The organism is Frigidibacter sp., from assembly GCF_030695035.1.
In the GTDB taxonomy this organism is placed as follows: Bacteria; Pseudomonadota; Alphaproteobacteria; order Rhodobacterales; family Rhodobacteraceae; genus Frigidibacter.
Genome location: NZ_JAUYTT010000010.1, coordinates 236,298 through 260,080, shown reverse-complemented (window position 1 = coordinate 260,080; position 23,783 = coordinate 236,298). Strand labels below are relative to the sequence as shown.

Below are 23,783 nucleotides of genomic sequence, written 5' to 3'. Positions count from 1 at the left end.
CCTAGAGCCCGGCCAACCGGCGCAGGTCCAGCGTCATCGGGAACTCGGGGTGCGGCACCTCATCGGCGGGCCAGTAGCCGGCGGGCGTGTGCCCGTTCGGCTCGAACCGCGCCAGGCGCCGCGCCTCGGCCTCGTTGCCGTTGACGGGGAAGGTGTCGTAGCTGCGCCCGCCCGGATGGGCGACGTGATAGATGCAGCCGCCAAGCGCATGGCCCGACCAGGTGTCGAACACGTCGAAGGTCAGCGGGGCATGGACCGGCACCACCGGATGCATCGCCGCCGCCGGTTGCCAGGCCTTGAACCGCACGCCCGCCACCGACACGCCCGCCGTTTCCGTGGGCCGCAGCGGCATCTTGCGCCGGTTGCAGGTGACGGTATAGCGCCCCGGGTCCGCAGCGGTCAGCTTGACCTGCATCCGTTCGACCGAACTGTCGGTATAGCGCACAGTGCCCCCGATGGCGCCCGTCTCTCCCAGCACATGCCAGGGCTCCAGCGCCTGCCGCAGTTCCAGGTGGACACCCTCATATTCCGCTTCGCCGCAGAAGGGGAAGCGGAATTCGGCCTGCGCCTTGAACCATGCGGGGTCGAGATCGAAGCCGTGCCGCCGCAGATCGGCCAGCACATCGAGGAAATCGACCCACAGGAAATGCGGCAGCATGAAGCGGTCGGCCAGCTGCGTGCCCCAGCGGGTGAGGGTGCCAGAGGCGGGCGCCTCCCAGAACCGGGCGATCAGCGCGCGGATCAGCAGTTGCTGCGCCAGGCTCATCTTGGCGTTCGGCGGCATCTCGAAGCCGCGGAACTCCACCAGACCCAGCCGCCCGGTGGGCCCATCGGGCGAGAACATCTTGTCGATGCAGATCTCGGCCCGGTGGGTGTTGCCAGTGACATCGGTCAGGATGTTGCGCAGCAGCCGGTCGGTCAGCCAGGGCAGCGGCGGCTGCCCCTGCCACGGCGCGGGGATCTGCGCGAGGGCGATCTCCAGCTCATAAAGCGCATCATGCCGCGCCTCGTCGATCCGCGGGGCCTGGCTGGTCGGGCCGATGAACAGGCCCGAGAACAGGTAGGACAGCGAGGGGTGCCGGTTCCAATGCAGGATCAGGCTGCGCAGCAGGTCGGGCCGGCGCAGGAACGGGCTGTCGTTCGGGGTATTGCCGCCGACGACCACATGGTTGCCGCCGCCGGTGCCGGTATGCTTGCCGTCGATCATGAACTTGTCGGCGCCAAGCCGGCTTTGCCGCGCCTCCTCATACACCGCCTCGGTGGTGGCGACGCAATCGCCCCAGTTATGGGCGGGATGGATGTTCACCTCGATCACGCCCGGATCGGGGGCGACGCGGATCACGTTCAGCCGCGGATCGTGTGGCGGGGCATAGCCTTCGATATGCACTTTGAGGCCGAGCCGTTTCGCCGCCGCCTCGGCCGCGCGCAGAAGGTCGAGGTAATCCTCGATCGACACCACCGGCGGCATGAACACGCACAGCCGCCCGTCGCGCGGTTCCACCGACAGCGCGGTGCGGATGAAGCCATCCACCTCCATCACCGGGCTGCCCTGCGATCCCTGCCAGCCCGGGCCGCTGGGAATGAAGCTCGACATCGGCTGCGAGCGGCGGGTGGGATCGACCGGGGTCACGGGCGGCAGCGGGCCGCGTTCGACGGTCGGGTCCACCGGGTTGATATAGGGATATTGCGAGGCCGGAACCCAGGGCAGCGAATCCAGCGGCAGGCGATAGCCGACCGGGCTGTCTCCCGGCACCAGGAACATGTAGCCGCGGCGCAGACGCCACTTCTCGGTGCGCCAGCGGCGGCCCGAGGCGCGGCCCTGCCAGCTCTGGATCGGCAGGATGAAGCCCGAAGGCACGGTCAGCCCCCGGTCGAACACCGCGGCGATGCGGTGCCGTTCCTCGGCGTCCTTCAGCTTGCTGTTCTCGGGTGTGACGTTGGGCGGAAGGTTCGCTTCTTTCACCAGCCATGTCGCGGGGTCTTCATAGGCGGGCAGGATGCAATCTTCCTCCACCTCCAGCTCTGCCGCGATCTCGCGCAGGAATTCCTGCGCCTGCAGCGGGGTCGCGCCTGCCTGCGCGCCCTCATCCGCGATCAACTCGGGGTCTTCCCAGACCGGCTGGCCATCGGCCCGCCAGTAGAGCGAGAAGGTCCAGCGCGGCAGGGTTTCGCCCGGATACCACTTGCCTTGCCCGTAATGCAGGAAGCCGCCCGGCGCGAAGCGGTTGCGCAGGCGCCGGATCAGCCGGTCGGCGAACATGCGTTTGGTCGGGCCGACGGCGGCGGTGTTCCACTCCTCGGCCTCGAAATCGTCGATGGACACGAAGGTGGGCTCGCCGCCCATGGTCAGGCGCACATCGCCCGCCGCCAGATGCTCATCGACCTTGCGGCCAAGGGCGTTCAGCGCGTCCCAGCTCTCATCCGAAAACGGCTTGGTGATGCGCGGATGTTCCGCCACCCGCGTCACCTTCATGTCGAAGCCGAACTCCACCTCGGCAAAGCTGGCAAGGCCGGAAATCGGCGCGGCATTGCTGTAATGCGGGGTCGCGGCCAGCGGGATATGGCTCTCGCCGGTCAGCAGGCCCGAGGTCGGGTCAAGCCCGATCCAGCCAGCGCCCGGCAGGTAGCATTCGACCCAGGCGTGCAGGTCGGTGAAATCCACCTCGGTGCCCGACGGCCCGTCCAGCGCCTTGAGGTCCGGCGCAAGCTGGATCAGGTAGCCCGACACGAAGCGGGCGGCGAGCCCCAGATGCCGCAGCGCATGGACCAGCAGCCAGCTGGAATCACGGCACGAGGCCAGCGCCTTTTGCAGCGTCTCCTCGGGCGTCTGCACGCCCGGCTCCATGCGGATCACATAGCCGATCTCGCGCGCGACCTTGGCGTTGAGGCCGACGATGAAATCCACCGTGCGGACCCGGTCCCGCGGCACAGAGTCGAGGAACGCCTGCAGCAGCGGGCCGGGGGCCTCCGTCTTGCGGTAGATCGACAGATCCTCCCGCAGGTCCTCGGGATAGTCGAAGGGCCAGGTCTCGGCCGCTTCCTCGACGAAGAAGTCGAATGGGTTGTAGACCGACATGTCGGCGACCAGATCAACCTCGATCTTGAACTCGGTCACCGGCTCGGGAAACACGAATCGTGACAACCAGTTGCCATATGGGTCTTGCTGGTGGTTCACGAAATGCGGCTGCGGGCCGACGCGTAGCGAATGCGAAATCACCCGCGTCCGGCTATGCGGCGCCGGGCGCAGGCGGATCACCTGCGGCCCCAGAATCACCGGGCGGTCATATTTGTAATGGGTCAGGTGGTAGATGCTGGCCTTGATCGACATGAGATCCCGCAACGCTGTTTCCCGGGCAGGGTTGCACGGAAGCGGGCCGGGCTTCCAGCGCCTTTGTCACCTGCCACGCAACCCCCTGTTTCCAAAGCGCCTCTGCCAGCCGGACGGGCCGGAGCCACGGTGGGGCGCCCAAGAAACAGGCAGTTGTGGAGTGGCGCGGCGGTTTGCGCCCGAAAACGCGCCGCCGGTCAGGCGGCCACCGCCGCCCGCGGCTCGATCCGCCGCACCACCAGCCAGCTTGCCCCGGCCATCACACCCGCCGTGGCAAGGCACAGCGGCAGCCCGCCCAGCTGATAGCTGACGCCGGACAGCAGCGTGCCGGTCAACCGCCCCGCCGCATTGGCCATGTAGTAGAACCCCACATCCATCGTCACCCGCTCGGCACTGGTGAAGGCGAGGATCAGGTAGGAATGGACCGAGGAGTTGATCGCAAACACAAACCCGAAGGCCAGAAGCCCGACGATCAGCGTGACGGTCAGCCAAGTGCTCGGCCCATCGGCCAGCAGCGCGGCGCCCGCCAGCGCGAAGGGGATCACCGTCAGCAGCGCGACCCAGCGGGCGGCGATGCGGGTGATCTCGCCCGCCGGGCGCCCCTGCGCCCGCACGATCTTTGGTGCGGCGGCCTGCACTGCGCCATAACAGATGATCCAGGCCGCCATGAAGCCGCCGATCACGAAGAATGCCGCCCGCGCCCCCGCAGGCGTGCCATCCGACAGCACCGACTGGAAATAGACCGGGATGCCGACGACGAACCACACGTCGCGCGCGCCGAACAGAAACATCCGCGCCCCCGACAGCAGGTTGATGCGCCGGTCGCCCGAGAAGATCTGCCGCAGCTTGGTGCCCTTCTTGCCCTTCGGCAGGCCCGAGGGCATGAACAGCGCCACCGCCAGCAAGATCACCGCCAGCACCCCCGCCATCGCCCAGACTGCCGTCTGGAACCCAGCCAGCGCCAGCAGTACCGCGCCCAGGAAGAAGCCCGCGCCCTTGACCGCGTTCTTCGACCCGGTCAGCACCGCCACCCAGCGGAAGAGGGTGCCATCCCCCTCCGGCGCCAGCACCTTGACCGCACTTTTCGACGACATCTTCGCCAGATCCTTGGCAACCCCCGAAGCCCCCTGCACCGCCATCACGAAGGCGACCGAGGCCCCGACCGTCCAGCTGGGATCCAGCTGCGCCAGCGCCGCCAGCGCGAGGATCTGCAGCCCCAGCCCCGCATACAGCGTCGAGGTCAGCCCGAACCGCGCCGCGATCCAGCCCGCCGACATGTTGGTGACGATCCCCGCCAGCTCATACAGCAGGAACAGGTAGGCCAGCTGGATCGGCGAGAAGCCGAGCGCGTTGAAATGCAGCAGCACCAACATCCGCAGCGCACCATCGGACAGCATGAACGCCCAGTAGGCCGCGGTGACGGCGGCATAGGCGGCCAGCCCCTCGGGCCGCGGGGCAGCGGTGGGCGCGGTCATTCCCCCGCCACCATCAGCGCCACATCCGCCAGCCGGCAGCAATAGCCCCATTCATTGTCATACCAGGCATAGACCTTCAGCTGGGTGCCGTTGATCACCATGGTCGACAGCGCGTCGATGATCGCCGAGCGCGGATCGTCGGTGTAATCGGTCGACACCAGCGGCCGTTCCTCATACCCCAGAATCCCCGCCAGCGGCCCCTCGGCGGCGGCCTTGAAGAGGCCGTTCACTTCCTCCACCGTCACCGCCCGCTTCATCTCGAACACGCAATCGGTCAGCGAGGCGTTCAGCAGCGGCACCCGCACCGCATGGCCGTTGAGCCGGCCCTTGAGGTCGGGGTAGATCAGGGTGATCGCGGTCGCCGATCCGGTGGTGGTGGGGATCAGGTTCGCCAAGGCGGACCGCGCGCGGCGCAGGTCCTTGGCCGGGCGGTCGACGATGGTCTGGGTGTTGGTCACGTCATGGATCGTGGTGATGGACCCGTGCTGAATGCCGATCGCCTCATGGATCACCTTCACAACCGGGGCGAGGCAGTTGGTGGTGCAGCTTGCCGCCGTGATCAGGTGATGCTGCGCGGGATCGTAAAGATCATGGTTCACGCCATAGACGATGTTCAGCGCGCCGCCATCCTTGACGGGGGCCGAGACGACGACCTTCTTCACGCCCGCCGCATAATAGGGGGCCACCTTCTCGCCGGTCTTGAAGATGCCGGTGCAGTCGATGACCAGATCGACGCCAAGCTCCGCCAGCGGCAGCTCCTCGATCCGCTTCACCGCGGTCAGCCGCATCGGCTGGCCATCCACGATCAGTCCCGCGTCATCATGGCTGATCGGCACCGGCCAGCGGCGGTGGATGCTGTCGAACTCCAGCAGCAGCGCATGGTCGGCGGGGGTGCCGACCGGATCGTTCAGCAGCACGATCTTGCCGGCATGGCCCATATCCACCAGCCGGCGCAGCACCAGCTTGCCCATCCGGCCAAGGCCGTTGATTGCGATCTTCGTCATCGGTGTATTCCCCTCATCTGGCGCGAGCCTGCCGCGTCTTGTCATTCATCGCCGGCAGCACCAGCGTCTCCCGACGGGAGCCATGCCCGGGGCGACCCGGAGCGGCGCGGCCGCTCGCAGGTGCCAAGGTCAGTTGCGGCGGGGCGAGAGGCCCCGCCCATGCTCATGCGTCGCGGCCGATGTCGTCCAGCTTGCGCTGCAGCGCGACCTTTTCCAGCTCGCCGATCTGCAACGCCGCGAAGGCGATGATCCGGCGGCGCAGCTCGGCATAGGCGCGCGAGAAGGCCAGCGCCTTTTCGGCATCGGTGCCGGTCGCCTTCACCGGGTCGGCCACGCCCCAATGCGCGGTGATCGGCTGGCCCGGCCAGGGCGGGCATTCCTCGTTCGCCGCCGTGTCGCAGACGGTGAAGACGAAATCCATCACCGGCGAGCCCGGCTCCTGAAATTCGGACACATGCTTGGAGCGCATGCCAGACACGTCATGCCCCGCCCGCTCCAGCACTTCGAGCGCGTAGGGGTTCAGCTCGGAATGCGGCTTGGTGCCAGCGGAAAACGCATTGAAGCGCCCCTTCCCCACATCGCGCAGCAGCGACTCGGCAAAGATCGAGCGGGCGGAATTGCCCGAGCAGATGAAAAGTGCGTTGTAAACCCGGTCTTCCATTCGTTCCTCCAACGAAACCCCGGCGCGAAACGCGGCGGGAGTGCAGATATCGGGCCGACCGCGGCAGCAGTCGGCATAAAGGTAGTCGATCAGCCCGCCGATGCCCGGCAGGCAGGCCGTATAGGTGATGGCCCGGCCCTGCCGTTCGGCGGCGATCAGACCAGCCGCCTCCAGCGCCGAGAGATAGGCCGACAGCGTGTTCGGTTTCATCCCAAGCGCCTCTGCCATCTCGCCCGGCCGCGCGCCTTGCGGCATCCGCCGCATCAGCAGGCGAAGCACCGACAGGCGGCCTTCGTGACCAAGAACGGCGAGCGATTCGGAGGCGGCTTTTATTTCCATAATTCGTGAATAATGGAACTGTAGCGGAAAGGCATGTGAAATTGGGAAAGCGGCTGTGAATTTTTGATGACAGCGGGCGCGGGCCCGGCGGTGTGGGTGGCGGTGGCATGGGGTAGGGAATGGGCGGCACCGCGGCGAGGATGGCGGTGCAGCCGGCACGAGCCACATGCCTGCGCGAAGGCCCTAACGAAAAAGGCCGGCTCCCCTGCGGAAGCCGGCCCCGATAATACGGGTTTGGTCAAGACGCGGGGGCGGCAGCCGCCCCCGCAGCCCGATCAGTAGCGCGTCGGGCAAGGCGCCGGGGCGCCGTTGGTATAGGTGCACTTCCGCGCGCCGACGTTGGAGCCGATGGCCGCGCCAGCAGCGCCGCCGCCGAGGGCCGCCGCAACCTTCACGGTGTCGCTGCCATCTGCAAGGTCAGCCGCCGCAAGGCCAGCCGCCGCACCGGTCAGACCGCCAATGGCGGCATTCTGGTTCGGCGTGTAGCCAGTGCAAGCGGACAGCGAAAGCGTGCCTGCGCAAAGGATCATCATAAGTTTCTTGGTCATTGGTCCATCTCCCGGAACTCTGTATCTGATCGCACATACCGCGGATGGATCGCCGCGAGACTGCACAATTCGGTGACCAACGCCCGACACCCGGCGAGGTTCCGCCGCTCTGCCAATGATTTGCGGTCAGTGGATCGGATTGCCGCCGGTAACGCCAATGGTCTCGCCGGTCATGTAGCCGGATTCCTGTGTGGCAAGGAACACGAAGCTTGCCGCAATCTCGGCCGGCTGGCCGGGGCGGCCAAGCGGGGTTTGCTCGCCGAACTTCGCCAGCTTCTCGGCCGGCTGGCCCTGCGAGGGTTGCAGCGGCGTCCAGAACGGGCCCGGTGCCACGGCGTTCACCCGGATGCCGTCCTTGGCCACCTGCCCCGCCAGCGCCTTGGTGAAGCCGAGGATGGCGAACTTGGTGGAGGCATAGTCGAGAAGGTTCGGGGAAGGATCATACCCTTGGATCGAGGTGACGTTGATGATCGTCGCCCCCGGCTTCATCCGCCGCAGCGCCGCCTTCGACAGCCAGAACATCGCATAGACATTGGTCTTGTAGGTGGCATCGAACTGTTCGGTCGTCAGATCCTGGATGCTGGCCTGCGTCACCTGCTTGCCGGCATTGTTCACCAGCACGTCGAGGCCGCCCATCAGCCCGGCGGCGTCAGCGACAAGTGCCTTGCAGAAGGCCTCGTCCATCAGATCGCCGGGGATGGCGTCGATCTTCAACCCCTCGGCGTGCAGCTCTTCCAGCAGGCTGTCGGCATCGGATTGCTCGGCGGGCAGGTGGTTGATGACAACATGCGCGCCCTCGCGGGCATAGGCGATGGCGACGGCGCGGCCGATGCCGCTGTCCCCGCCGGTGATCAGCGCGCGGCGGCCCTGCATCCGGCCGAGGCCCTTGTACGAGGTCTCACCGTGATCGGGCCGCGGGGTCATGTTGCTGGTCAGGCCAGGTTCGGGGACCATCGGCGTGTCGAAAGGCGGCTTGGGATAGAGGCTGCGGGGGTCGCGCATCTCATACTGGGTGTTCGGCGTGTCGGATTTCGGGGCGATCTTGGGGGCATCTGTCATGGCGGGATCCTTTCGGCTTGGTCGTCCTCCGCGCACGCAATCGGCGCGAGAGACCCAACAACGCCCCGCCCGCCGGGATGTTTCCGGCTTTCGGGCCCCTGCCCCAGCTTGTGCGGCTCTCCGCCCTCACCCCCGCAGACGCGCCGCCAGCCGGTTCTGCCGGGCGACCACCTCCGGCAGGTCGATGGTCATCACCTGCCCATCGCGCACCACCTGCCGCCCTTCCACGAACAGGTGCCGCACCCGGGTCGGCCCCGCCAGCAGCAGCGCCGCCGGGTCCCAGCTTCCGGCACTCTCCACCCCCGACACATCCCAGACCGCGATGTCGGCGCGCTTGCCCGGCACCAGCGCGCCGACATCCGGCCGCCCCAGCACCTCAGCCCCGCCAAGCGTGGCAATCTCCAGCGCCTCGCGCGCGCTCATCGCATCGGCACCGTTGGCGACCCGCTGCAGCAGCATCGCCAGCCGTGCCTCGGCCACCAGATTGCCGGCGTCGTTGGAGGCGGAGCCATCCACCCCCAGCCCGACCCGCACCCCCGCATCGCGCATCGCCCGCACCGGCGCGATCCCTGATCCCAGCCGGCAGTTTGAACAGGGGCAATGCGCGACCCCGGTGCGGGTTTGGGCAAAGAGGTCAATCTCTTGCGGGCCGAGCTTCACGCAATGCGCGTGCCATACATCGGGGCCGGTCCAGCCCAGACCCTCGGCATACTGTCCGGGCAGGCAACCGAACTTGGCCAGCGAATAGGCTACATCCTCGGCATTTTCTGCCAGATGGGTGTGCAGCATCACCCCCTTGTCACGGGCCAGAAGCGCTGCATCCCGCATCAGGTCGCGGCTGACCGAGAAGGGCGAGCAGGGCGCGACGCCGACGCGGCACATGGAGCCTTCGGCCGCATCGTGGAAGGCGTCGATGACGCGGATGCAGTCCTCGAGGATCGCATCCTCCCGCTCCACCAGGCTGTCGGGGGGCAGGCCCCCGGCGCTTGTCCCGATGCTCATCGCGCCGCGCGTGGGGTGGAAGCGCAGGCCGACCTCGGCCGCGGCGGCGATGGTATCCTCCAGCCTCACCCCGTTCGGGTAGAGGTAGAGATGGTCCGAGGTCAGCGTGCAGCCCGACAGCGCCAGTTCCGCCAGCCCGACCTGCGCCGAGGAAAACACCTCCTCCGGCCCGAAGCGCGCCCAGATCGGGTAGAGCGTCTTCAGCCAGCCGAACAGCAGCGCGTCCTGCCCGCCCGGCACAGCGCGGGTGAGGGTCTGATAGAGGTGGTGATGGGTATTCACGAGGCCGGGCGTGACCACGCAGCCGCGGGCCAGAACCACCTCTCCGGTCGTCGCGAGGCCGTGGCCGACGGCGGCGATCACCCCGCCGCGGATCAGCACATCGGCCCCGGCAAGCTCGGCGCGGGTGTCGTTCATGGTGAGGATGGCGTCCGCGTTGCGGATCAGGATCTCGGGCATGGCGTTTCCTCGCATCCCTTCGGTGAAACGCCGGCCGCGCGACAGAAGGGGGAAGGACTCGCGCGACTGGGGGAAGATAGCAAGGCGAGGGGTGTGGGGGCTAGGGGATTCTTGGGGGTGGCGAGGCGGCTGTGCGGGCAGCTTCGAGCCCAAAGCGGCCTCACGACTGCAGGGCAGTATCAACGCCAGGAGCCTCTACTGAGTTTTGAAGTCTCAAATAAATCCACCGACATGTTGACAATGACAATGCGCTGTCGTAATGACAATATGCTGTCTACATTAGCGATGTTGAATATGCCCTTTGAACGCCCGTCTTCCAGCCCTGAAAAAATCGAACTCCGCAGTTCGTTGACTGATCTCATAATAGAGATCTTCAGATTGAACGGCGACCTCATCCAATCGGGTGACGCACTGGTCGGCGACCTGGGCTTGACGAGTGCGCGCTGGCAGGTGCTTGGGGCCATATCCCGCTCTCCCGTCTCGTTGCCGGTCGCTCATATCGCGCGAGACATGGGACTGACGCGTCAAGCCGTACAGCGGGTGGTGGACGATATGCATGCGGGTGGTTTGGTCAGGCTAGACCCGAACCCGCACCACAGCAGAGCAAAGCTCGTTGCGATGACCGGGCATGGGCTAGGCGCGTATGAACAGGCAATGGCGCGTCAGCAGGCTTGGGCAGACAATCTCGCCGCTGATCTGCAGGTTTCGAGGATCATCGATACCGTCGATCTCCTGCAAATCTTGAGACGGCGTCTCGCCGGCGAAAACAACACCACCAATCTGAAATAGGAATTTACCATGCTTAACACAGCAACAGCCCCCATCCGGGCCTCCGCGCTCTCAAAGGCGCGTGTCGCACACGTTGCCCTACGTATCAGGGACCGCGAATCTGGCATCGCCTGGTATCGGGACAAACTGGGGATGCAGGTGGTTCGCGCCTTTGATCTGAATGGCATGACATTCACAGAAATGGCGATGGAGAGCGCCGAAGCGTTTCGACTGGAATTAGTTTCGGGCGATGGTGCTGTTGAACGACCGGGTGACGGCGAGCTATTTGACAGCTTTCTGTTGAACGGATGGCATCACTTGGGGATCTGGGTCGACGACGTCGATCTGGCGGTGGTCGAACTAAGGAACCGGGATGTTCGCATCACCCTCGATCCCACCGACAATCACGAATGGATGGTGCGTGTCGCATTCATTGCGGATCCTTGGGGGAACGTGATCGAGCTGCTTCAACCTCTTCAAGCCGAATGACACCCGCCGCCGCCCTGCCACGGGGGCGGCAAGAACCATTGCAATAAACATCACCGCTGTTCCAAGGAAAACGAGGGACAGGGGTGTTTCGAACTTGTTCGAAACATGCCTCGCGAGAACGGTCCATCGCTCCCCAGTCAGTGACTTGGGTCAAGGAACGGCAGATTTGTCCGATGAACGGACATTCCTCCGAGAACAGCGCTGAGCCCTCACCCGTTCAGCAGCGCCAGCGCCTCGGCATGGATCTCGGCATTCGCCGCAGCCAGCATCCGCCCGCCATGATGCGCCGGCCCGCCCTGCCAGTCGGTCACCACGCCCCCCGCCGCCGTGACCACGGCAATCGGCGCCTGCACGTCATAGGGTTGCAGCCCCGCCTCGATCACCAGGTCGATCTGGCCCGAGGCGATCAGCGCATAGGCGTAGCAATCCATGCCATAGCGGGTCAGCCGGGCGCGGCTGGCCACCCTGCGGAAGGCGGCGGCATCGGCCTCGGTACCGACCTCGGGGAAGGTGGTGAAGACGATGGCCTCGGCCAGTGGCCGGGCCTTGCGGCAGCGCAGGGTGCGGGGGCCGTGCGGGCCGGTCATCTCGGACAGGCCAAGCCCGCCCACGAAGCGCTCGCCGATATAGGGCTGGTCGATGGCGCCGAGGATCGGGCCGGTGGCATCCGACACCCCCACCAGCACGCCCCAGGTCGGCGTGCCCGACAGGTAGCCGCGGGTGCCGTCGATGGGGTCCAGCACCCAGGTCAGCCCGCTGGTGCCGGGGGTTGCGCCGTATTCCTCGCCGAGGATGGCGTCGTGGGGGCGCATCCGGGCCAGAACCTCGGTCATCGCGCGTTCGGCAGCGCGGTCTGCGACCGTGACCGGATCGAAGCGCTCCGTTTCCTTGTTGTCGGCCTCCAGCCCCTCGGCCCGGAAATGCGCGAGCGTCTCCACCCGCGCGGCATCGGCGGCTGCGTGGAGCGCCGCGATCAGCGACGCCCGGTCCTCAGCGGTCAGTTCTGTCTTGGCTTGATCGGTCATCGCGCGCCCCTGGCTGCCCCCGCCAGCGGTAGCCGGGGGGCGGGGGCGGCGTCAAGCCGCCGGACAGCAGGCGGCGCGGTCACCGGTTCAGTCAGGCCGCGTCGGACAGCACCCGGGCTAGATCGAACAGCCGGCGACGCTGCGCCTCGGGGATGGCGTAGTAAGAGCGGACGAGCTGCAGCGCTTCCTTGTCGGCCAGGATATCGCCCTCGACCGCATCGACGGCCGTCTTGCCGTCCAGCCCCTCGAAGAAGAATGCCACCGGCACTCCCAGCACTTCCGAGATGTCCCAGAGCCGCGAGGCAGAGACCCGGTTCATCCCGGTTTCATACTTCTGGATCTGCTGGAACTTGATGCCGACCTTTTCGGCCAGCTGCTGCTGGGTGATGCCGATCGTCCAGCGACGATGACGGATGCGCTTGCCGACATGGACGTCCACGGGATGCTTCATGGATATTCTCCCTCTCTGCTGCCCATTTATAAGCAATAACTGTGCCAACGCTGCAGTGCCGCGATAAATTTTTCCCGCGCGACCAGTCGCAAGAGGCACACGGTTAAGTTGTGGGTGACACTTGCCCAAATGGTCGGGGAACCGCAGCAAGTTTTCGGCCGGCCGCAAGCGGGGCTGCGCAATTGGTCAATTCCGAGGATGTTTTCTCGCAATTTTGCATCCTGCATTGCATTTTGCAAAGCAGATTGGGCACAGCTTGGCACTCTGCATCGCGTTTTGCGCCTGCCGAAAGTCCCAGGGACTGGCGCGGGGGCTGCAGCATCGCTAGCGTTGCGCAGCCCATCGCTGCCGCCAGAGGGATCCCATGCGCGCCTACCGTCTTGAAGCCACCGGCACCCCGCCGCGCCTGATGCAGATCGAAGCCCCCCGCCCTGCCCCGGGCGAGGTTCTGGTGCGGATCGCTGCCTGCGGGCTCAACTTCGCCGATACGCTGATGATCAAGGGCAGCTATCAGGAGGCGCCGCCTCTGCCCGCCACGCTTGGCATGGAGCTGGCCGGCACGGTGGAGGCCCTTGGGCCTGGCGTAACCTCCCCCGCCATCGGCGCCCGCGTCGCGGTGTTTGCCGGGCATGGCGGGCTGGCGGAGTATGGCTGCTTCCCCGCCGCGCGTTGCCTGCCGCTGCCCGATACGATGAGCTTCGTGGATGCCGCTGCCCTGCAGGTCGCCTATGGCACCAGCCATCTGGCGCTGACCCGCCGCGCCCGCCTGCAAGCAGGGGAGACGCTGGTGGTGACCGGCGCCGCCGGCGGCGTCGGCCTGACGGCGGTGGAGGTCGGGGCGCTGATGGGCGCGCGGGTGGTGGCGGTGGCGCGCGGGGCGGACAAGTTGGCGGCGGCTGCGGCGGCGGGGGCCACGGTCTGCCTCGACAGCGACAGCGCTGACCTCAGGGCCGAGGTGAAGGCGCTTGGCGGGGCGGATGTGCTCTATGATGCAGTGGGCGGTGATGCCTTCACCGCCCTCTTTCGCGCCATGCGGCCCGAGGGGCGGATCCTCGCTATCGGCTTCGCCAGCGGCACGGTGCCGCAGATCCCGGCCAATCACCTGCTGGTCAAGAATGTCTCGGTGATGGGCTTCTACTGGGGCGCCTATCTTGGCTTTGCCCCAGAGGCGCTTAATGACAGCCTAGCCGAGCTGATGCGCTGGCATGCCGAGGGCAAGATCAAGCCGCATGTCAGCCATGTGCTGCCGCTGGACCGTGCCGAGGAGGCACTGGCGCTGCTGTCGGGGCGCAAATCCACCGGCAAGGTCGTGGTGACGATGGAGTGACGGTGGGGGACTGACCGCGGTCAGTCGCAGCAACCATAGGCCATACGCAGCTCGTCCTTCAGCCGCTCGGTCACCGCGCCTTTCTGGATGCCGGCATCGTAGAGGAACAGCTGGGTCGCGCCGAGCCCAGGCAGCGCGTTGCCCGCCTCGATCACTTCGCAGCCGGGCGGCACCCCGCCGCGCATCCGCACCGTCACCGCCAGATCGGCGGCGGTGGTGGTTTCCATCACATGTTCGGACTGGCCCGAGAAGCCCATCTCCCACGGGATGCCCGCCGCATCCAGCGCGGCAATGGCGCGCGGGCGGAAGATGCAGGCCTCCTCGAAGGCCAGCCGCAGCGGGCGGCGCTGCCAGGCGGTGCCATCCGGCGCGCCGATCCAGACCAGCTCGCGCTCCGCCAGCCGCTCTGCCCCCTCGCCCGGTTGATCCTCGGTGGTGACGATCAGGTCGGCCTCGCCGCGGGCAAAGCCCTCCTTCAGCCGCCGGGTGAAGCCCGAATCGAGCGTGACCTTCACCCGTGGATAATCGGAGGCCAGCCGCTTGAGGATGCCGGGGATCGCCGGGAACACGATGTCATGCGGCACCCCCAGCCGGATCTCGCCGGTGAAATCATCCGCCGTCAGCCGGGCGAGCGCCTCGTCATTCAGCGCCAGCATCTTGCGCGCATATCCCAGCAACTGCTCGCCCTCGGACGTCAGTGCCAGCTTGCGGGCGGTGCGGGAGAAAAGGCCAAGCCCCAGCCCCTCTTCCAGCCGCTTGATCTGCATCGAGACCGCTGATTGCGTGAGGTTCATCAGCCCTGCAGCGCGGGTCACCCCGCCCGCATCGACGATGGAAACGAAGGAGCGCAGCGAGGTGAGGTCGAGGTTGCGGGGCATATCAGGATCCGTGATGAAGAAGCCGTCAATCATTCATTTTCAATATCAAGCATAGACTGCGAACATGATCAAGCCCGCTGATCATTCAGCACCCTGACATCACACGGAGGCTATGATGTTCGCCCTGTTCCGCACCCGCCAGACCCTGGCGCGATTTGTCCCGAAGCTCGGCAGCCTGCTCAAGGCGCTGCGCCTGATGGCCGCGGCCCGCCGCCAGCGCCGGGCGCTGCTGCGGCTCGATGATGCGCTGCTGCGCGACATCGGGCAGGACCACCTGTCCGCCCGCGCCGAGGCCAGCCGCCCGATCTGGGACGTGCCGCAACACTGGCGCCTTTGACCGGCATGACGGATCGTGATGAGTTTCCGGGGCTTGACCCTTGAACGAAAGCCCCTTGTGCCCGATATTGGCTGCAGGTGGGTCTGCCCTCGGGCAGGCCTGCATCAGGGAAACGTAACGGAGGCTTCAATGGCTGACTACAACACGATCCGCGCCGGCCGGGTGGGCGCCGGAGCGGTTCACATCGATGCGGGGCTCAAGGCCCATATGAACAAGGTCTATGGGCTGATGTCCATCGGCCTCGCCGTCACCGGTCTGGTCGCTTATTTCGTCGGCAGCAATGACGCGCTGCTCGCCTCGATCTTCGGCACCCCGCTGAAATGGGTGGTGATGTTCGCGCCGCTGGCCGTGGTCTTCGCCTTCAGCGCGATGATCGGCAAGATGTCGGCCGCGACCGCGCAGCTGGTGTTCTTTGGCTTTGCCGCGCTGATGGGCCTGTCGATCAGCTACATCTTCGCCGTCTATACCGGCGTGTCGATCGCGCAGACCTTCCTGATCACCGCCATCGCCTTCGCGGGCCTGTCGCTTTATGGCTACACCACCAAGCGTGACCTGTCGGCGATGGGTGCCTTCCTGGTGATGGGTCTGATCGGCCTGATCGTCGCCTCGATCGTGAACATCTTCCTCGCCTCCTCGGCGATGGCCTTCGCGATCTCGGTGATCGGTGTGCTGATCTTCGCGGGCCTGACCGCCTTTGATACGCAGCGCATCAAGAACGACTATATCGAGCATGCGCAGATGGGCGATGCCGACTGGCTGGCGAAATCGGCGATCCTGGGCGCGCTGACCCTGTATCTCGACTTCCTGAACCTGTTCATGTTCCTGCTGTCGTTCCTCGGCAACCGCGAGTAACGAAGGACGCAGACGATATTCAGGGGCCGGTGGGAAACCACCGGCCCCTTTGCATGAGCACAGCCGTGCTCAGACCTTGCAGATCGAATTGCCGCCATCCGCCAGCATGGCCGATCCGGTCACGAAGCTGGCGAGCCCCGATGCGAGGAACAGCGCCGCAGAGGCGATCTCTTCCGGGCGGGCCATCCGTTTGAGCGCATGGAGGTTGGAGATGAACGCGGCGGTGTCCGGGTTCGTCGCCGCATCCATCGCCATCGCCGTCATCGTGCCGCCGGGCAGCAGCGCGTTCGCCCGGATCCCGGCAGGGCCATATTCGACGGCAATCGACTGGACGAGACCGATCAGCCCGGCCTTCGAGGCCGCATAGGGGCCCATGCCCGGCAGGGTCGCGCTATGGCCAATGAAGGATCCGGTAAAGATCAGCGACCCGCCGCCCCGCTCCTCCAGCGCCGGGATCTGCGCGCGGGCGGCGAGATAGGCCGCAGTCAGGTTGGTCGCCAGCACCGCCACCCATTCTGCGGGCTCGGTCTCGGCAAGCTTGCTGCCGCTTCCCATGCGGCCGGCATTGTTGAACGCGCCGTCCAGCCCGCCGAATTCCGACCGGGCGAGGGCGACCAGATCGGTGGCAAAGCCTGCATCCGTCACGTCGCCGGCCAGCGCGACGGCCCGCCCGCCGGCCCGGTTGATCTCGTCCGTCACCATGCCGAGTTCATGCTGTCGCCGTGCCCCCAGCACCAGACGAGCGCCTTCGCGGGCAAAGAGCCGGGCGGCTGCGGCACCGATACCGCTGGAGGCGCCGGTGATGATATGGACCTTGTTTTCAAGAAGCATCGCGTTTCCTTTCGCTGACGATGCCTCGGGCCTAGCCGGCGGCCCGCGCCCTCTCGACCCGATACCTGCGCATGGGCGACCCGGATCCTGCGGTTTGGCGCTTCACGGTCGGAACCCAGCCACGAAGCCCCGCACCTGCCCTGGCGAGGTGAGCCGCACCTTGGCCTTGGCCTCGGGCGCGCTGTCCCAGAGGCGCTGGATGTTCGTCCGCGCACTGTGGCGGGTGCGCCAGATGAAGCGCCAGAAGGGCAGCGTCTCGCGGTGGAAGCCTTCGGGGCAGCCCTCTGGTAGGTCGGGGCGATTGCGGCCGTTCCAGACCACGGTGCGCTTCACTACCCGCCACAGGCGCAGGGGCAGCGGCAGGTCGAGCCAGATCAGCATATCCGCGCGGGCGAGGCGGTTGCCCCATGTCGCCGAATGGCCGCCCTCGAAGATCCACGCCTCGCGCGCCTCGACCTCGTGGCAGAGGCGGGTCTTGTCGTCGCGGGAGCGTTCGATCCAGCCGGGTTGCCAATGGATGTGGTCGATATGGACGACCGGCAGGCCGGTCTTCCGGCCCATATCCCGCGCCAGGGTCGACTTGCCGGAACCGGGCTGGCCGACGATCATGATCCGTTGCATGGCCTCTCTCCAGGGTGCAAACTGGGCGCAAAGCAAAAGGCCGCGCCCTGGGGCACGGCCTTGATCCGAAACGGAAAAGAAGATCTTACTTGATCTTGCCTTCCTTGTATTCGACATGCTCCCGCTTGACGGGATCGTATTTACGCACGACCATCTTTTCGGTCATGGTGCGGGCATTCTTCTTGGTCACATAGAAGTGCCCGGTGCCCGCCGTCGAGTTCAGACGGATCTTGATCGTCGTCGGCTTCGCCATTGTCGTGTCTCCTGCAGCCGGGCGGTATGCAGTCTCTCGCCCGCGCCCCGTGAATTCCTTGAAGCCCGCCTTTTAACCGCCCGCACCGCGGAGTCAACCGCATTATCCGGTATAGGGAGGTGGGGGCGGCGTTTTTGCGCTTTGCCGGCAAGGTCGGGGTCCCTCGGCCAGCTCCAAAGCAGAAATTTCCCCGTCTCGCCAATCGTTTGGCCATGTATTTGCGCGGATGGCCTGTAAGCCGGATTCTGTGCGGGAGCTCCGCTTGCACGAACGCTCCGTCCGATGACCATTCCTCTGGCCCCCCTCTTACGAAGGGGATCTAGCTGCCAACCCGGGCCTCTCGGGCTGAAGCGTCCCTGCGGCGGCCGGTTGCCCGGCCTGCCCCGCGCGAGGCCCCTATTCGGCATTGCTCCTGGTGGGGCTTGCCGTGCCGTCCCTGTTGCCAGGTCCGCGGTGGGCTCTTACCCCACCGTTTCACCCTTGCCTGCGTGGCGCGGGTGTAACCCCTTGTCCGCAGGCGGTTTCTTCTCTGTGGCGCTTTCCCTCGGGTTACCCCGGCCGGGCGTTACCCGGCACCATTGCTTCATGGAGTCCGGACTTTCCTCGCACGCCCCGGTTTCCTTGCGGACCCTGTTGCGCACGCGGTCATCCGGCCATCCGCGCGGGGAGACTGCTATGCGCCCCCTGCCCCGCCGTCAATGGGCGGCGGCGTGAGCGGGGCATGTGGAAGGCATACAGAACCCATGCAGAAACGATATGGGAGGTATACATACGATTTGGGGGATCGCTAGCGCCGGGCACGCAAGGCCGGGAACACCGCCACGATGCCGAAGATCGCCGCGGCGCCTCCAAGGATCGACGCAAGCCCGAGGCCGCTGCTGCGCCATCCCCACTCCGCGAGGGCGGGGGTGCTGAGGACTGGCGACAGCACCTGTCCGAGGAACACCGATCCGGTCAGCAAGGCACCGGTCCTGCCCCGGCGCCCAGGCGGGGTTGCGGCCAGCGAGAGCACGACAAACCCCGGGATGGTCAATGCGTAGCCGGCGCCAATCGCGGCGCAGCCGAGGAAGACCGCGGCTTGCGCAGGGCCCCCGACAAGAATGGCAAACCCCGCAGCCATCAGGCTGAAGCCAACGGCCCAGTTTCCGCCATTGCCGATGCGCGCGCGGATCCGTGGATAGAACAGCGCGGTCACGCCGCCGGCCAGCATCAGCGTTCCCAGGGCCGTCCCGGTCATGGCCGGCGAGGTATAGCCGCTTGCCGACAGAAAGAACGGCAGCTGCGTCGGCATGACGAAGAACAGCATTGTCACCGCCATCTGACCACCGGCAAGCACGAGCACCCGCCGCTGAGACGCCCCGGCGACTGGCACGGCATAACCTTGTGCGGACGGGAACTGGCGGGGCGGCTCGACGATCACCCGCCAGATATAGGGAAGGACCAGCAGCGGCAGGGCGTAGATGGCGAAGGGAAGCCTTGGCCCGATTGTCGCCAGCAGGCCTGCGGAGAAGATGAAGACCAGCCCGCCCAGATTGCGGGCAGAGACCTGGGCGCTGGACACCCGTTGCAGCGCCCCGCCCGAGAAATAGTCGCCCAGCAGCGCCGATTGCGCCGTCATGATCATCGCCAGCGCCACTCCCAGACCGAGCCGGCTGACAAGGATCGAGGGCAGCGTGGGCAAGACCAGCCCGGCGCTTCCGGCGAGGATGAACAGAACCAGCCCCGCCAGCAACATGCGCCGCCGGCCCACCCGATCGGCAATCATGCCGCACCACGGGGCGATGAAGACCACCGCCAGCGAGGGCGCGGAGACGAGCATCCGCACCAGAAAGGCATTGGCTTCGGTCTGGGGAAACTGACGTTCCAGCCCCGGCAGGGCCGGGCTGATCGTGGCCGCCGTCATCACCGTCAGCGATGCGGCAATCATCAGGGCAATGGCGCGCGGATCGCGCCAGACCGCTGGGTCTGCAGGGGTGTTTGTGGGGTGCATGGGCCTTGTCCTCTTGCATGATCTGTCACGGGCAGGCAGGCTACGACTTGAAGCCAACTTGAGGTCAAGGGTGAAACTTCTCGATATTTCCGAGGTGGTGGCGTCGAGCGGCCTGCCCGCTTCGACGCTGAGATATTACGAGTCGCTGCGCCTGATCACCTCGGCGGGGCGACATGGTCTGCGCCGCCAATATGAGCCCGAAGTGATCCAGCGGCTGGCCTTGATCGACATGGGGCGAGCCGCCGGGCTGTCGCTTGGCGAGATCGGGGCCCTATTCGGGCGCAAGGCCACCCCCGACATCCCGCGCGAGGATCTGCACCAGCGCGCATTGGCCTTGGACAGCGAGGCGCGGGGGATGATGGCCCTGGCCACCATGATGCGCCATGTCGCCGACTGCCCCGCGGCCTCGCATATGGAGTGCCCGAGTTTTCTGAAGCTGCTGCGCGTCGGCTCTGCGCACCGGGCGCGGGTGAGGGTGCGCAAGCGGCAGGCGGTTCGGACGCCCAGCCGAGGCCGGGTATAGACCTGACCGTCGGCCGGGCGCTGGCCTTGGGACGCGAGCCGGCACAGGGGCCAGGGGTGATGCGCCAGCCACCCGCAGTATTTGGTACGCCTTGAGCAGGCTCCCCGCGTCCGGCAGCTTGCCCCCTAGGCAGACAGTTCCATCTGGACCGGCCGTGACCGGATCGGCGGCACGATGCCGATCCGCCGGAGAGTGCGGTGCAGCAGCAGGAGGGCCGCCAGCCCGGCCAGCGACAGGGCCAGCGCCGCCGCCACGGCGAGGGACATGGAGTGCGCGGCGGCCCAGGCGAAGAGGAAGGGGGCGGAGGCCCCCAGCAGGTTGCGGATCGCGGCCAGCCGGCCCAGCCGCAGGCCAAGGCCGGAGGCACCGAACAGCGCGACCGGGACCGCGCCGCGCACGATGCTGGAGAGGCCCGCCCCCGCCCCGAGGATTGCGGCGAAGGCGAAGGCCAGGGGTTGGGCCAGCGCCGGCACCAGGCCGGGCAGCAGCAGGAGCGCGATGGCGGTGGCGATGCCCGAGGCGGAGAGGAGCGCGATGAACAGCGGGTGCCGGTTGCGCCAGACGGTCGCATCCATCACGCGGACGGCCACCTGCGACGGGCCCATGACCATCGCGGCCAGATAGGCCATCTCGCCAAGGTCCAGCGAGCGGAGGATCTCGACCAGATGCACGGTGATGGCCGAGATCGCCATGCCGGTCAGCGCGAAGCCAAGCGCGAGAAGCTGGAAGGCGCGGCGGGCGACAGAGGCCGTCATGACCGGAAGAGCAGGTTGCGTGTCCGGGCCAGCCTCGGCCTTTGGCAGCCTCGTCTCGGTCACGGGCAGCGCGCCCAGCCCCCAATGCAGGGCCGCGCAGAGGAGATGGGAGGCGGCGAAGATCGCTTGGGTCCCGCGCCAGCCGACCGCCTCCACCAGAAATCCGCTGAGCGGCCAGAAGATCGTGGAGGCGAAGCCGGCGATCAGCGTCAGCCGGGTGATGGCCTTGCGGGTGTCGCCGGGGCGCTTTTGCGCCAGCAGGGCGAAGGCCGCGTCATAGAGGACGGCGAAGCTGAACAGCTCGATCAGCAGCGTCAACCCGCCGAAGACATAGATGTTGGGCGCAGCGGCCAGCAGGGCCAGCAGCAGCGCCATGATCAGGCTGCCCGCCGTCATCACCCGCCCCGCGCCGATGCGGTCGATGAGCCCGCCGAGGCTGGGCGCGGCGAGCCCGCCCAGCAGCAGGCCCGCCGAGAGGAGGCCGAACAGCAGCGGCTCGCCCACCGCGAACTCTTGCGCGACCGCCGGGGCGAGGATCGGGAAGGCGTAGTAGATCGAGCCATAGCCGATGACCTGCGTGGCCCCGAGGGCGCTGACGAGCGGGAGGGTCAGGCGCATGAGGTCGGGGCCTTGGGCGGGACGGGCAGGATCATGGCGCATCCTCCGCCGGCGGCACCGTGACGCCGGAGCAGCATTCGGAGGTCAGGAAGGCCAGCAGCCGGTTCATGGCCGGAAAGTCCACCCGGTTGAACACCTCGCGCCCCTGCCTGTCCTGCAGGACCAGCCCGGCATCGACCAGCGCCGAGAGGTGATGGGCCAGCGTCGAGGGGGCGAGGCCAAGATGCTCGCCGATATCGCTGACCCGAAGGCCGCCCTCCCCCGCCCGCACCAGAAGGCGGAAGATCGACAGGCGGGCATCATGGCCAAGGGCGGCAAGGGCACGGGCGTGGGCGAGGGTTGGGGGGGTGGTTGGGGGGCTGGTTACGGTCATGCGGGCAGATAGAACGGCAATTCCGGTTTTGTAAAGGATTCGGAGTGGGGTGCATTCCGGCCTCGGGGCGACTTTGTGGCCTTGGGTCTTGCGGGCCTGTCTCGGTCGGGATTACGGCACCGAGGCCAGAGCGGTCATTCAAGTTGCAACCGGGCCATTTCCCAGCCGTGTGATCTGCCTACCCGAAGCATCGAAGTTGTCAGCCACGAGCCAGTTGTGCATGGCAAGCCTATGGTGAGGCCATTCATCTTTCAAAATTGAGAACCATGCCACGTCCCGTTGCCAGCCATCGACAACCGCAGCCCTTCTCCATGTTCCTTCGTATGTGAATCCGAGATTCTTGGCGGCCCTGAATGACTTGGTATTCTGGGCCTGACATCTCCAAACAAGACGCTCATATCCCAGATCGTCCATGGCGTGGCACATCAGCAGGAAAATGGCCTCGCGCGCTGCGCGTGTTCCCTGCAGCTCGGGAGAAAACCAGATGCTGCCGATCTCGATGCTGCCATCCTTTGGAAAAACATCACATATAGACAGCCAGCCTTGAGGGACACCGCCCTTCGGGATCACCACCCAAAACGGTTGCTCGGATCGCTGCGAAAGATCGCCGAGCAGCGCGCGTAGGCCCGCAGGGTGGGTGAAGGGGCCATACCTCAGGTAGGTGAAGCTTTCGGGCGCTGCAACGACAGCGGGCCACAGAAGGTCTGCGTGGTCCACGGACAGCGGCACCAGATCGACATAACGACCAGAGCGCGCGGTCCAGACCGGAAGCGGCCAATCTGCCTGAGGAAGCGGGATGCCGAGGGCTTTGTGTTGCGTTGTCATAAGGTTCTGCCGCTGACCCTTGAGGTGTAAACCAGTTCTATGGAACACAAAGAACGTATGACAGCAATTGCCCCCGCCAAGCGGACACTCAAGCCAAGGCACCGCCAGCCCTTGCCCGGCCCCTGCACCTGCGCTAGCTTTCGGGCACAGGCTTGGCCCGCGCCTCCCCCCTCCGCCGGGGAAGTATCGCACATACGGGGTGACGAGGATCATCGAACCATCTGTTCGAGCGCTCGCATAAGGAGGGGTTGCGAATCCGGCTTGGAAGGAAGGTTCCCTCATGCGGCTCTCCGCACCGATCTATCAATTGAAACGCCGGGCCAGGCTGCTGTCCCGGCAAGAGAATATCCCGCTTCATGAGGCGCAGGACCGCATCGCGCGGGCCGAGGGTCTGGCGTCTTGGAGCCTGCTGGCGAGCCGTGTGGCCAAAGGGCTGGCGGGCGTGACGCCGGCCTCGGCGTTGCTGGCCGGGCTGGCCGAGGGCGACTTGCTGCTGATCGGCGCGCGGCCCGGGCAGGGCAAGACCGTGCTGGGGCTGCAGCTGCTCCTCGATGCGCTGCGCGAGGGCCGGCGCGCTGTGTTCTTCACGCTGGAATATACCGACCGGCAGGCGGCCGAACGCTTCGAAGCCTTGGCTCCGGGGCTTGGAAGGGTGCCGGAGATCGTGACCTCGGACGAGATCAGCGCCGGGTTCATCGCGCGGCATCTGGCGGGCGCGCCGCGGGGGACGGTGGCGGTGGTCGATTACCTGCAGATCCTCGACCAGCAGCGCAGCAAGCCGGCGCTGGCCGAGCAGATGGCGGTGCTGCAGGCCTTTGCGCGCAGCACGGGGGTGATTCTGGGGTTCATCTCGCAGATCGACCGCGCGTTCGACCCGGAGCGCGCGGCGGTGCCGGGGCTTGGCGATCTCCGCCTGCCGAACCCGATCCCGGCGGGGCTGTTCTCGAAGGCGTGTTTCCTGCATGGGGGCGAGGTGCGGGTTCAGTAGGGGG

24 protein-coding genes and 1 other RNA gene are annotated in these 23,783 nt (G+C 66.6%); 7 read left to right on the top strand and 18 right to left on the bottom strand.

Annotated features, from left to right (window positions below; genetic code table 11):
- Position 1 precedes the first annotated feature (1 nt).
- The 7 genes from Q8S30_RS10375 to Q8S30_RS10345 all read right to left on the bottom strand — a co-directional run bounded on the left by Q8S30_RS10375 (position 2) and on the right by Q8S30_RS10345 (position 9,875).
- Entirely contained in the window at positions 2-3,328 is a 3,327-nt protein-coding gene (locus Q8S30_RS10375) for a DUF2126 domain-containing protein (protein ID WP_305665948.1), read from the bottom strand.
- Between the two features lie 197 nt (positions 3,329-3,525).
- Complete coding sequence (arsJ, locus tag Q8S30_RS10370) at positions 3,526-4,803, bottom strand: organoarsenical effux MFS transporter ArsJ (protein ID WP_305665947.1); 1,278 nt, start codon at positions 4,801-4,803, stop codon at positions 3,526-3,528.
- On the bottom strand, positions 4,800-5,807 hold the full coding sequence (locus Q8S30_RS10365) for an ArsJ-associated glyceraldehyde-3-phosphate dehydrogenase (protein ID WP_305665946.1): 1,008 nt from the start codon (positions 5,805-5,807) through the stop codon (positions 4,800-4,802). Before Q8S30_RS10365 ends, arsJ begins: the two co-directional genes overlap by 4 nt.
- Before the next feature lie 163 nt (positions 5,808-5,970).
- Positions 5,971-6,807 carry an ArsR family transcriptional regulator gene (locus Q8S30_RS10360; protein ID WP_305665945.1) on the bottom strand — a complete coding sequence of 279 codons (837 nt, stop codon included), beginning with the start codon at positions 6,805-6,807 and terminating at the stop codon, positions 5,971-5,973.
- Between the two features lie 275 nt (positions 6,808-7,082).
- Entirely contained in the window at positions 7,083-7,355 is a 273-nt protein-coding gene (locus Q8S30_RS10355; protein WP_305665944.1) for a glucose-6-phosphate isomerase, read from the bottom strand.
- A gap of 126 nt (positions 7,356-7,481) precedes the next feature.
- Positions 7,482-8,414, bottom strand: a complete 933-nt coding sequence (locus Q8S30_RS10350) for an SDR family oxidoreductase (protein WP_371135489.1) — start codon at positions 8,412-8,414, stop codon at positions 7,482-7,484.
- Positions 8,415-8,540: 126 nt separating this feature from the next.
- On the bottom strand, positions 8,541-9,875 hold the full coding sequence (locus Q8S30_RS10345) for an 8-oxoguanine deaminase (protein ID WP_305665943.1): 1,335 nt from the start codon (positions 9,873-9,875) through the stop codon (positions 8,541-8,543).
- A 240-nt stretch (positions 9,876-10,115) separates the two neighbouring features.
- Here Q8S30_RS10345 and Q8S30_RS10340 point away from each other — a divergent pair, with 240 nt between their 5' ends.
- Positions 10,116-10,664, top strand: a complete 549-nt coding sequence (locus Q8S30_RS10340) for a MarR family winged helix-turn-helix transcriptional regulator (RefSeq protein WP_305665942.1) — start codon at positions 10,116-10,118, stop codon at positions 10,662-10,664.
- Between the two features lie 9 nt (positions 10,665-10,673).
- Positions 10,674-11,132, top strand: a complete 459-nt coding sequence (locus Q8S30_RS10335) for a VOC family protein (RefSeq protein ID WP_305665941.1) — start codon at positions 10,674-10,676, stop codon at positions 11,130-11,132.
- A gap of 209 nt (positions 11,133-11,341) precedes the next feature.
- Here the strand turns inward: Q8S30_RS10335 and Q8S30_RS10330 are convergent, their stop codons facing one another.
- Entirely contained in the window at positions 11,342-12,157 is an 816-nt protein-coding gene (locus Q8S30_RS10330; RefSeq protein WP_305665940.1) for an inositol monophosphatase family protein, read from the bottom strand.
- A gap of 91 nt (positions 12,158-12,248) precedes the next feature.
- Complete coding sequence (locus Q8S30_RS10325; protein WP_305665939.1) at positions 12,249-12,608, bottom strand: helix-turn-helix domain-containing protein; 360 nt, start codon at positions 12,606-12,608, stop codon at positions 12,249-12,251.
- Positions 12,609-12,972: 364 nt separating this feature from the next.
- On the opposite strand from Q8S30_RS10325, the gene Q8S30_RS10320 reads away from it, so the two are divergent.
- On the top strand, positions 12,973-13,935 hold the full coding sequence (locus Q8S30_RS10320) for an NADPH:quinone oxidoreductase family protein (protein ID WP_305665938.1): 963 nt from the start codon (positions 12,973-12,975) through the stop codon (positions 13,933-13,935).
- A gap of 20 nt (positions 13,936-13,955) precedes the next feature.
- Here the strand turns inward: Q8S30_RS10320 and Q8S30_RS10315 are convergent, their stop codons facing one another.
- Positions 13,956-14,846, bottom strand: coding sequence for a LysR family transcriptional regulator (locus tag Q8S30_RS10315; protein WP_371135488.1), 891 nt, complete (start codon positions 14,844-14,846; stop codon positions 13,956-13,958).
- Positions 14,847-14,928: 82 nt separating this feature from the next.
- On the opposite strand from Q8S30_RS10315, the gene Q8S30_RS10310 reads away from it, so the two are divergent.
- Together Q8S30_RS10310 and Q8S30_RS10305 are read left to right on the top strand one after the other, a co-directional pair.
- Positions 14,929-15,150 carry a DUF1127 domain-containing protein gene (locus Q8S30_RS10310; protein WP_305665937.1) on the top strand — a complete coding sequence of 74 codons (222 nt, stop codon included), beginning with the start codon at positions 14,929-14,931 and terminating at the stop codon, positions 15,148-15,150.
- 129 nt (positions 15,151-15,279) lie between these two features.
- Positions 15,280-16,002 (top strand): Bax inhibitor-1/YccA family protein, encoded by a 723-nt coding sequence (locus tag Q8S30_RS10305; RefSeq protein ID WP_305665936.1) that lies wholly within the window; start codon positions 15,280-15,282, stop codon positions 16,000-16,002.
- A 69-nt stretch (positions 16,003-16,071) separates the two neighbouring features.
- Here the strand turns inward: Q8S30_RS10305 and Q8S30_RS10300 are convergent, their stop codons facing one another.
- The 5 genes from Q8S30_RS10300 to Q8S30_RS10280 form a co-directional block, all read right to left on the bottom strand.
- Complete coding sequence (locus tag Q8S30_RS10300; RefSeq protein ID WP_305665935.1) at positions 16,072-16,833, bottom strand: SDR family oxidoreductase; 762 nt, start codon at positions 16,831-16,833, stop codon at positions 16,072-16,074.
- Between the two features lie 102 nt (positions 16,834-16,935).
- Entirely contained in the window at positions 16,936-17,454 is a 519-nt protein-coding gene (locus Q8S30_RS10295; protein ID WP_305665934.1) for an AAA family ATPase, read from the bottom strand.
- Positions 17,455-17,539: 85 nt separating this feature from the next.
- A complete protein-coding gene (gene rpmG, locus Q8S30_RS10290) occupies positions 17,540-17,707 on the bottom strand; it encodes a 50S ribosomal protein L33 (RefSeq protein WP_017928995.1) in 168 nt (55 codons plus the stop codon).
- Between the two features lie 218 nt (positions 17,708-17,925).
- An RNA gene (gene rnpB / locus Q8S30_RS10285) (RNase P RNA component class A) lies at positions 17,926-18,368 on the bottom strand.
- 126 nt (positions 18,369-18,494) lie between these two features.
- Positions 18,495-19,697 (bottom strand): MFS transporter, encoded by a 1,203-nt coding sequence (locus Q8S30_RS10280; protein WP_305665933.1) that lies wholly within the window; start codon positions 19,695-19,697, stop codon positions 18,495-18,497.
- A 70-nt stretch (positions 19,698-19,767) separates the two neighbouring features.
- On the opposite strand from Q8S30_RS10280, the gene Q8S30_RS10275 reads away from it, so the two are divergent.
- Positions 19,768-20,220, top strand: a complete 453-nt coding sequence (locus tag Q8S30_RS10275) for a helix-turn-helix domain-containing protein (protein WP_305665932.1) — start codon at positions 19,768-19,770, stop codon at positions 20,218-20,220.
- Between the two features lie 125 nt (positions 20,221-20,345).
- Here the strand turns inward: Q8S30_RS10275 and Q8S30_RS10270 are convergent, their stop codons facing one another.
- The 3 genes from Q8S30_RS10270 to Q8S30_RS10260 form a co-directional block, all read right to left on the bottom strand.
- A complete protein-coding gene (locus Q8S30_RS10270; protein WP_305665931.1) occupies positions 20,346-21,593 on the bottom strand; it encodes an MFS transporter in 1,248 nt (415 codons plus the stop codon).
- Between the two features lie 31 nt (positions 21,594-21,624).
- Positions 21,625-21,966, bottom strand: a complete 342-nt coding sequence (locus tag Q8S30_RS10265; RefSeq protein WP_305665930.1) for a helix-turn-helix transcriptional regulator — start codon at positions 21,964-21,966, stop codon at positions 21,625-21,627.
- Positions 21,967-22,104: 138 nt separating this feature from the next.
- On the bottom strand, positions 22,105-22,791 hold the full coding sequence (locus tag Q8S30_RS10260) for a GNAT family N-acetyltransferase (protein ID WP_305665929.1): 687 nt from the start codon (positions 22,789-22,791) through the stop codon (positions 22,105-22,107).
- Positions 22,792-23,071: 280 nt separating this feature from the next.
- Between Q8S30_RS10260 and Q8S30_RS10255 the strand changes: the two genes are divergently transcribed.
- A complete protein-coding gene (locus tag Q8S30_RS10255; protein WP_305665928.1) occupies positions 23,072-23,779 on the top strand; it encodes a DNA helicase in 708 nt (235 codons plus the stop codon).
- Positions 23,780-23,783: the final 4 nt, after the last annotated feature.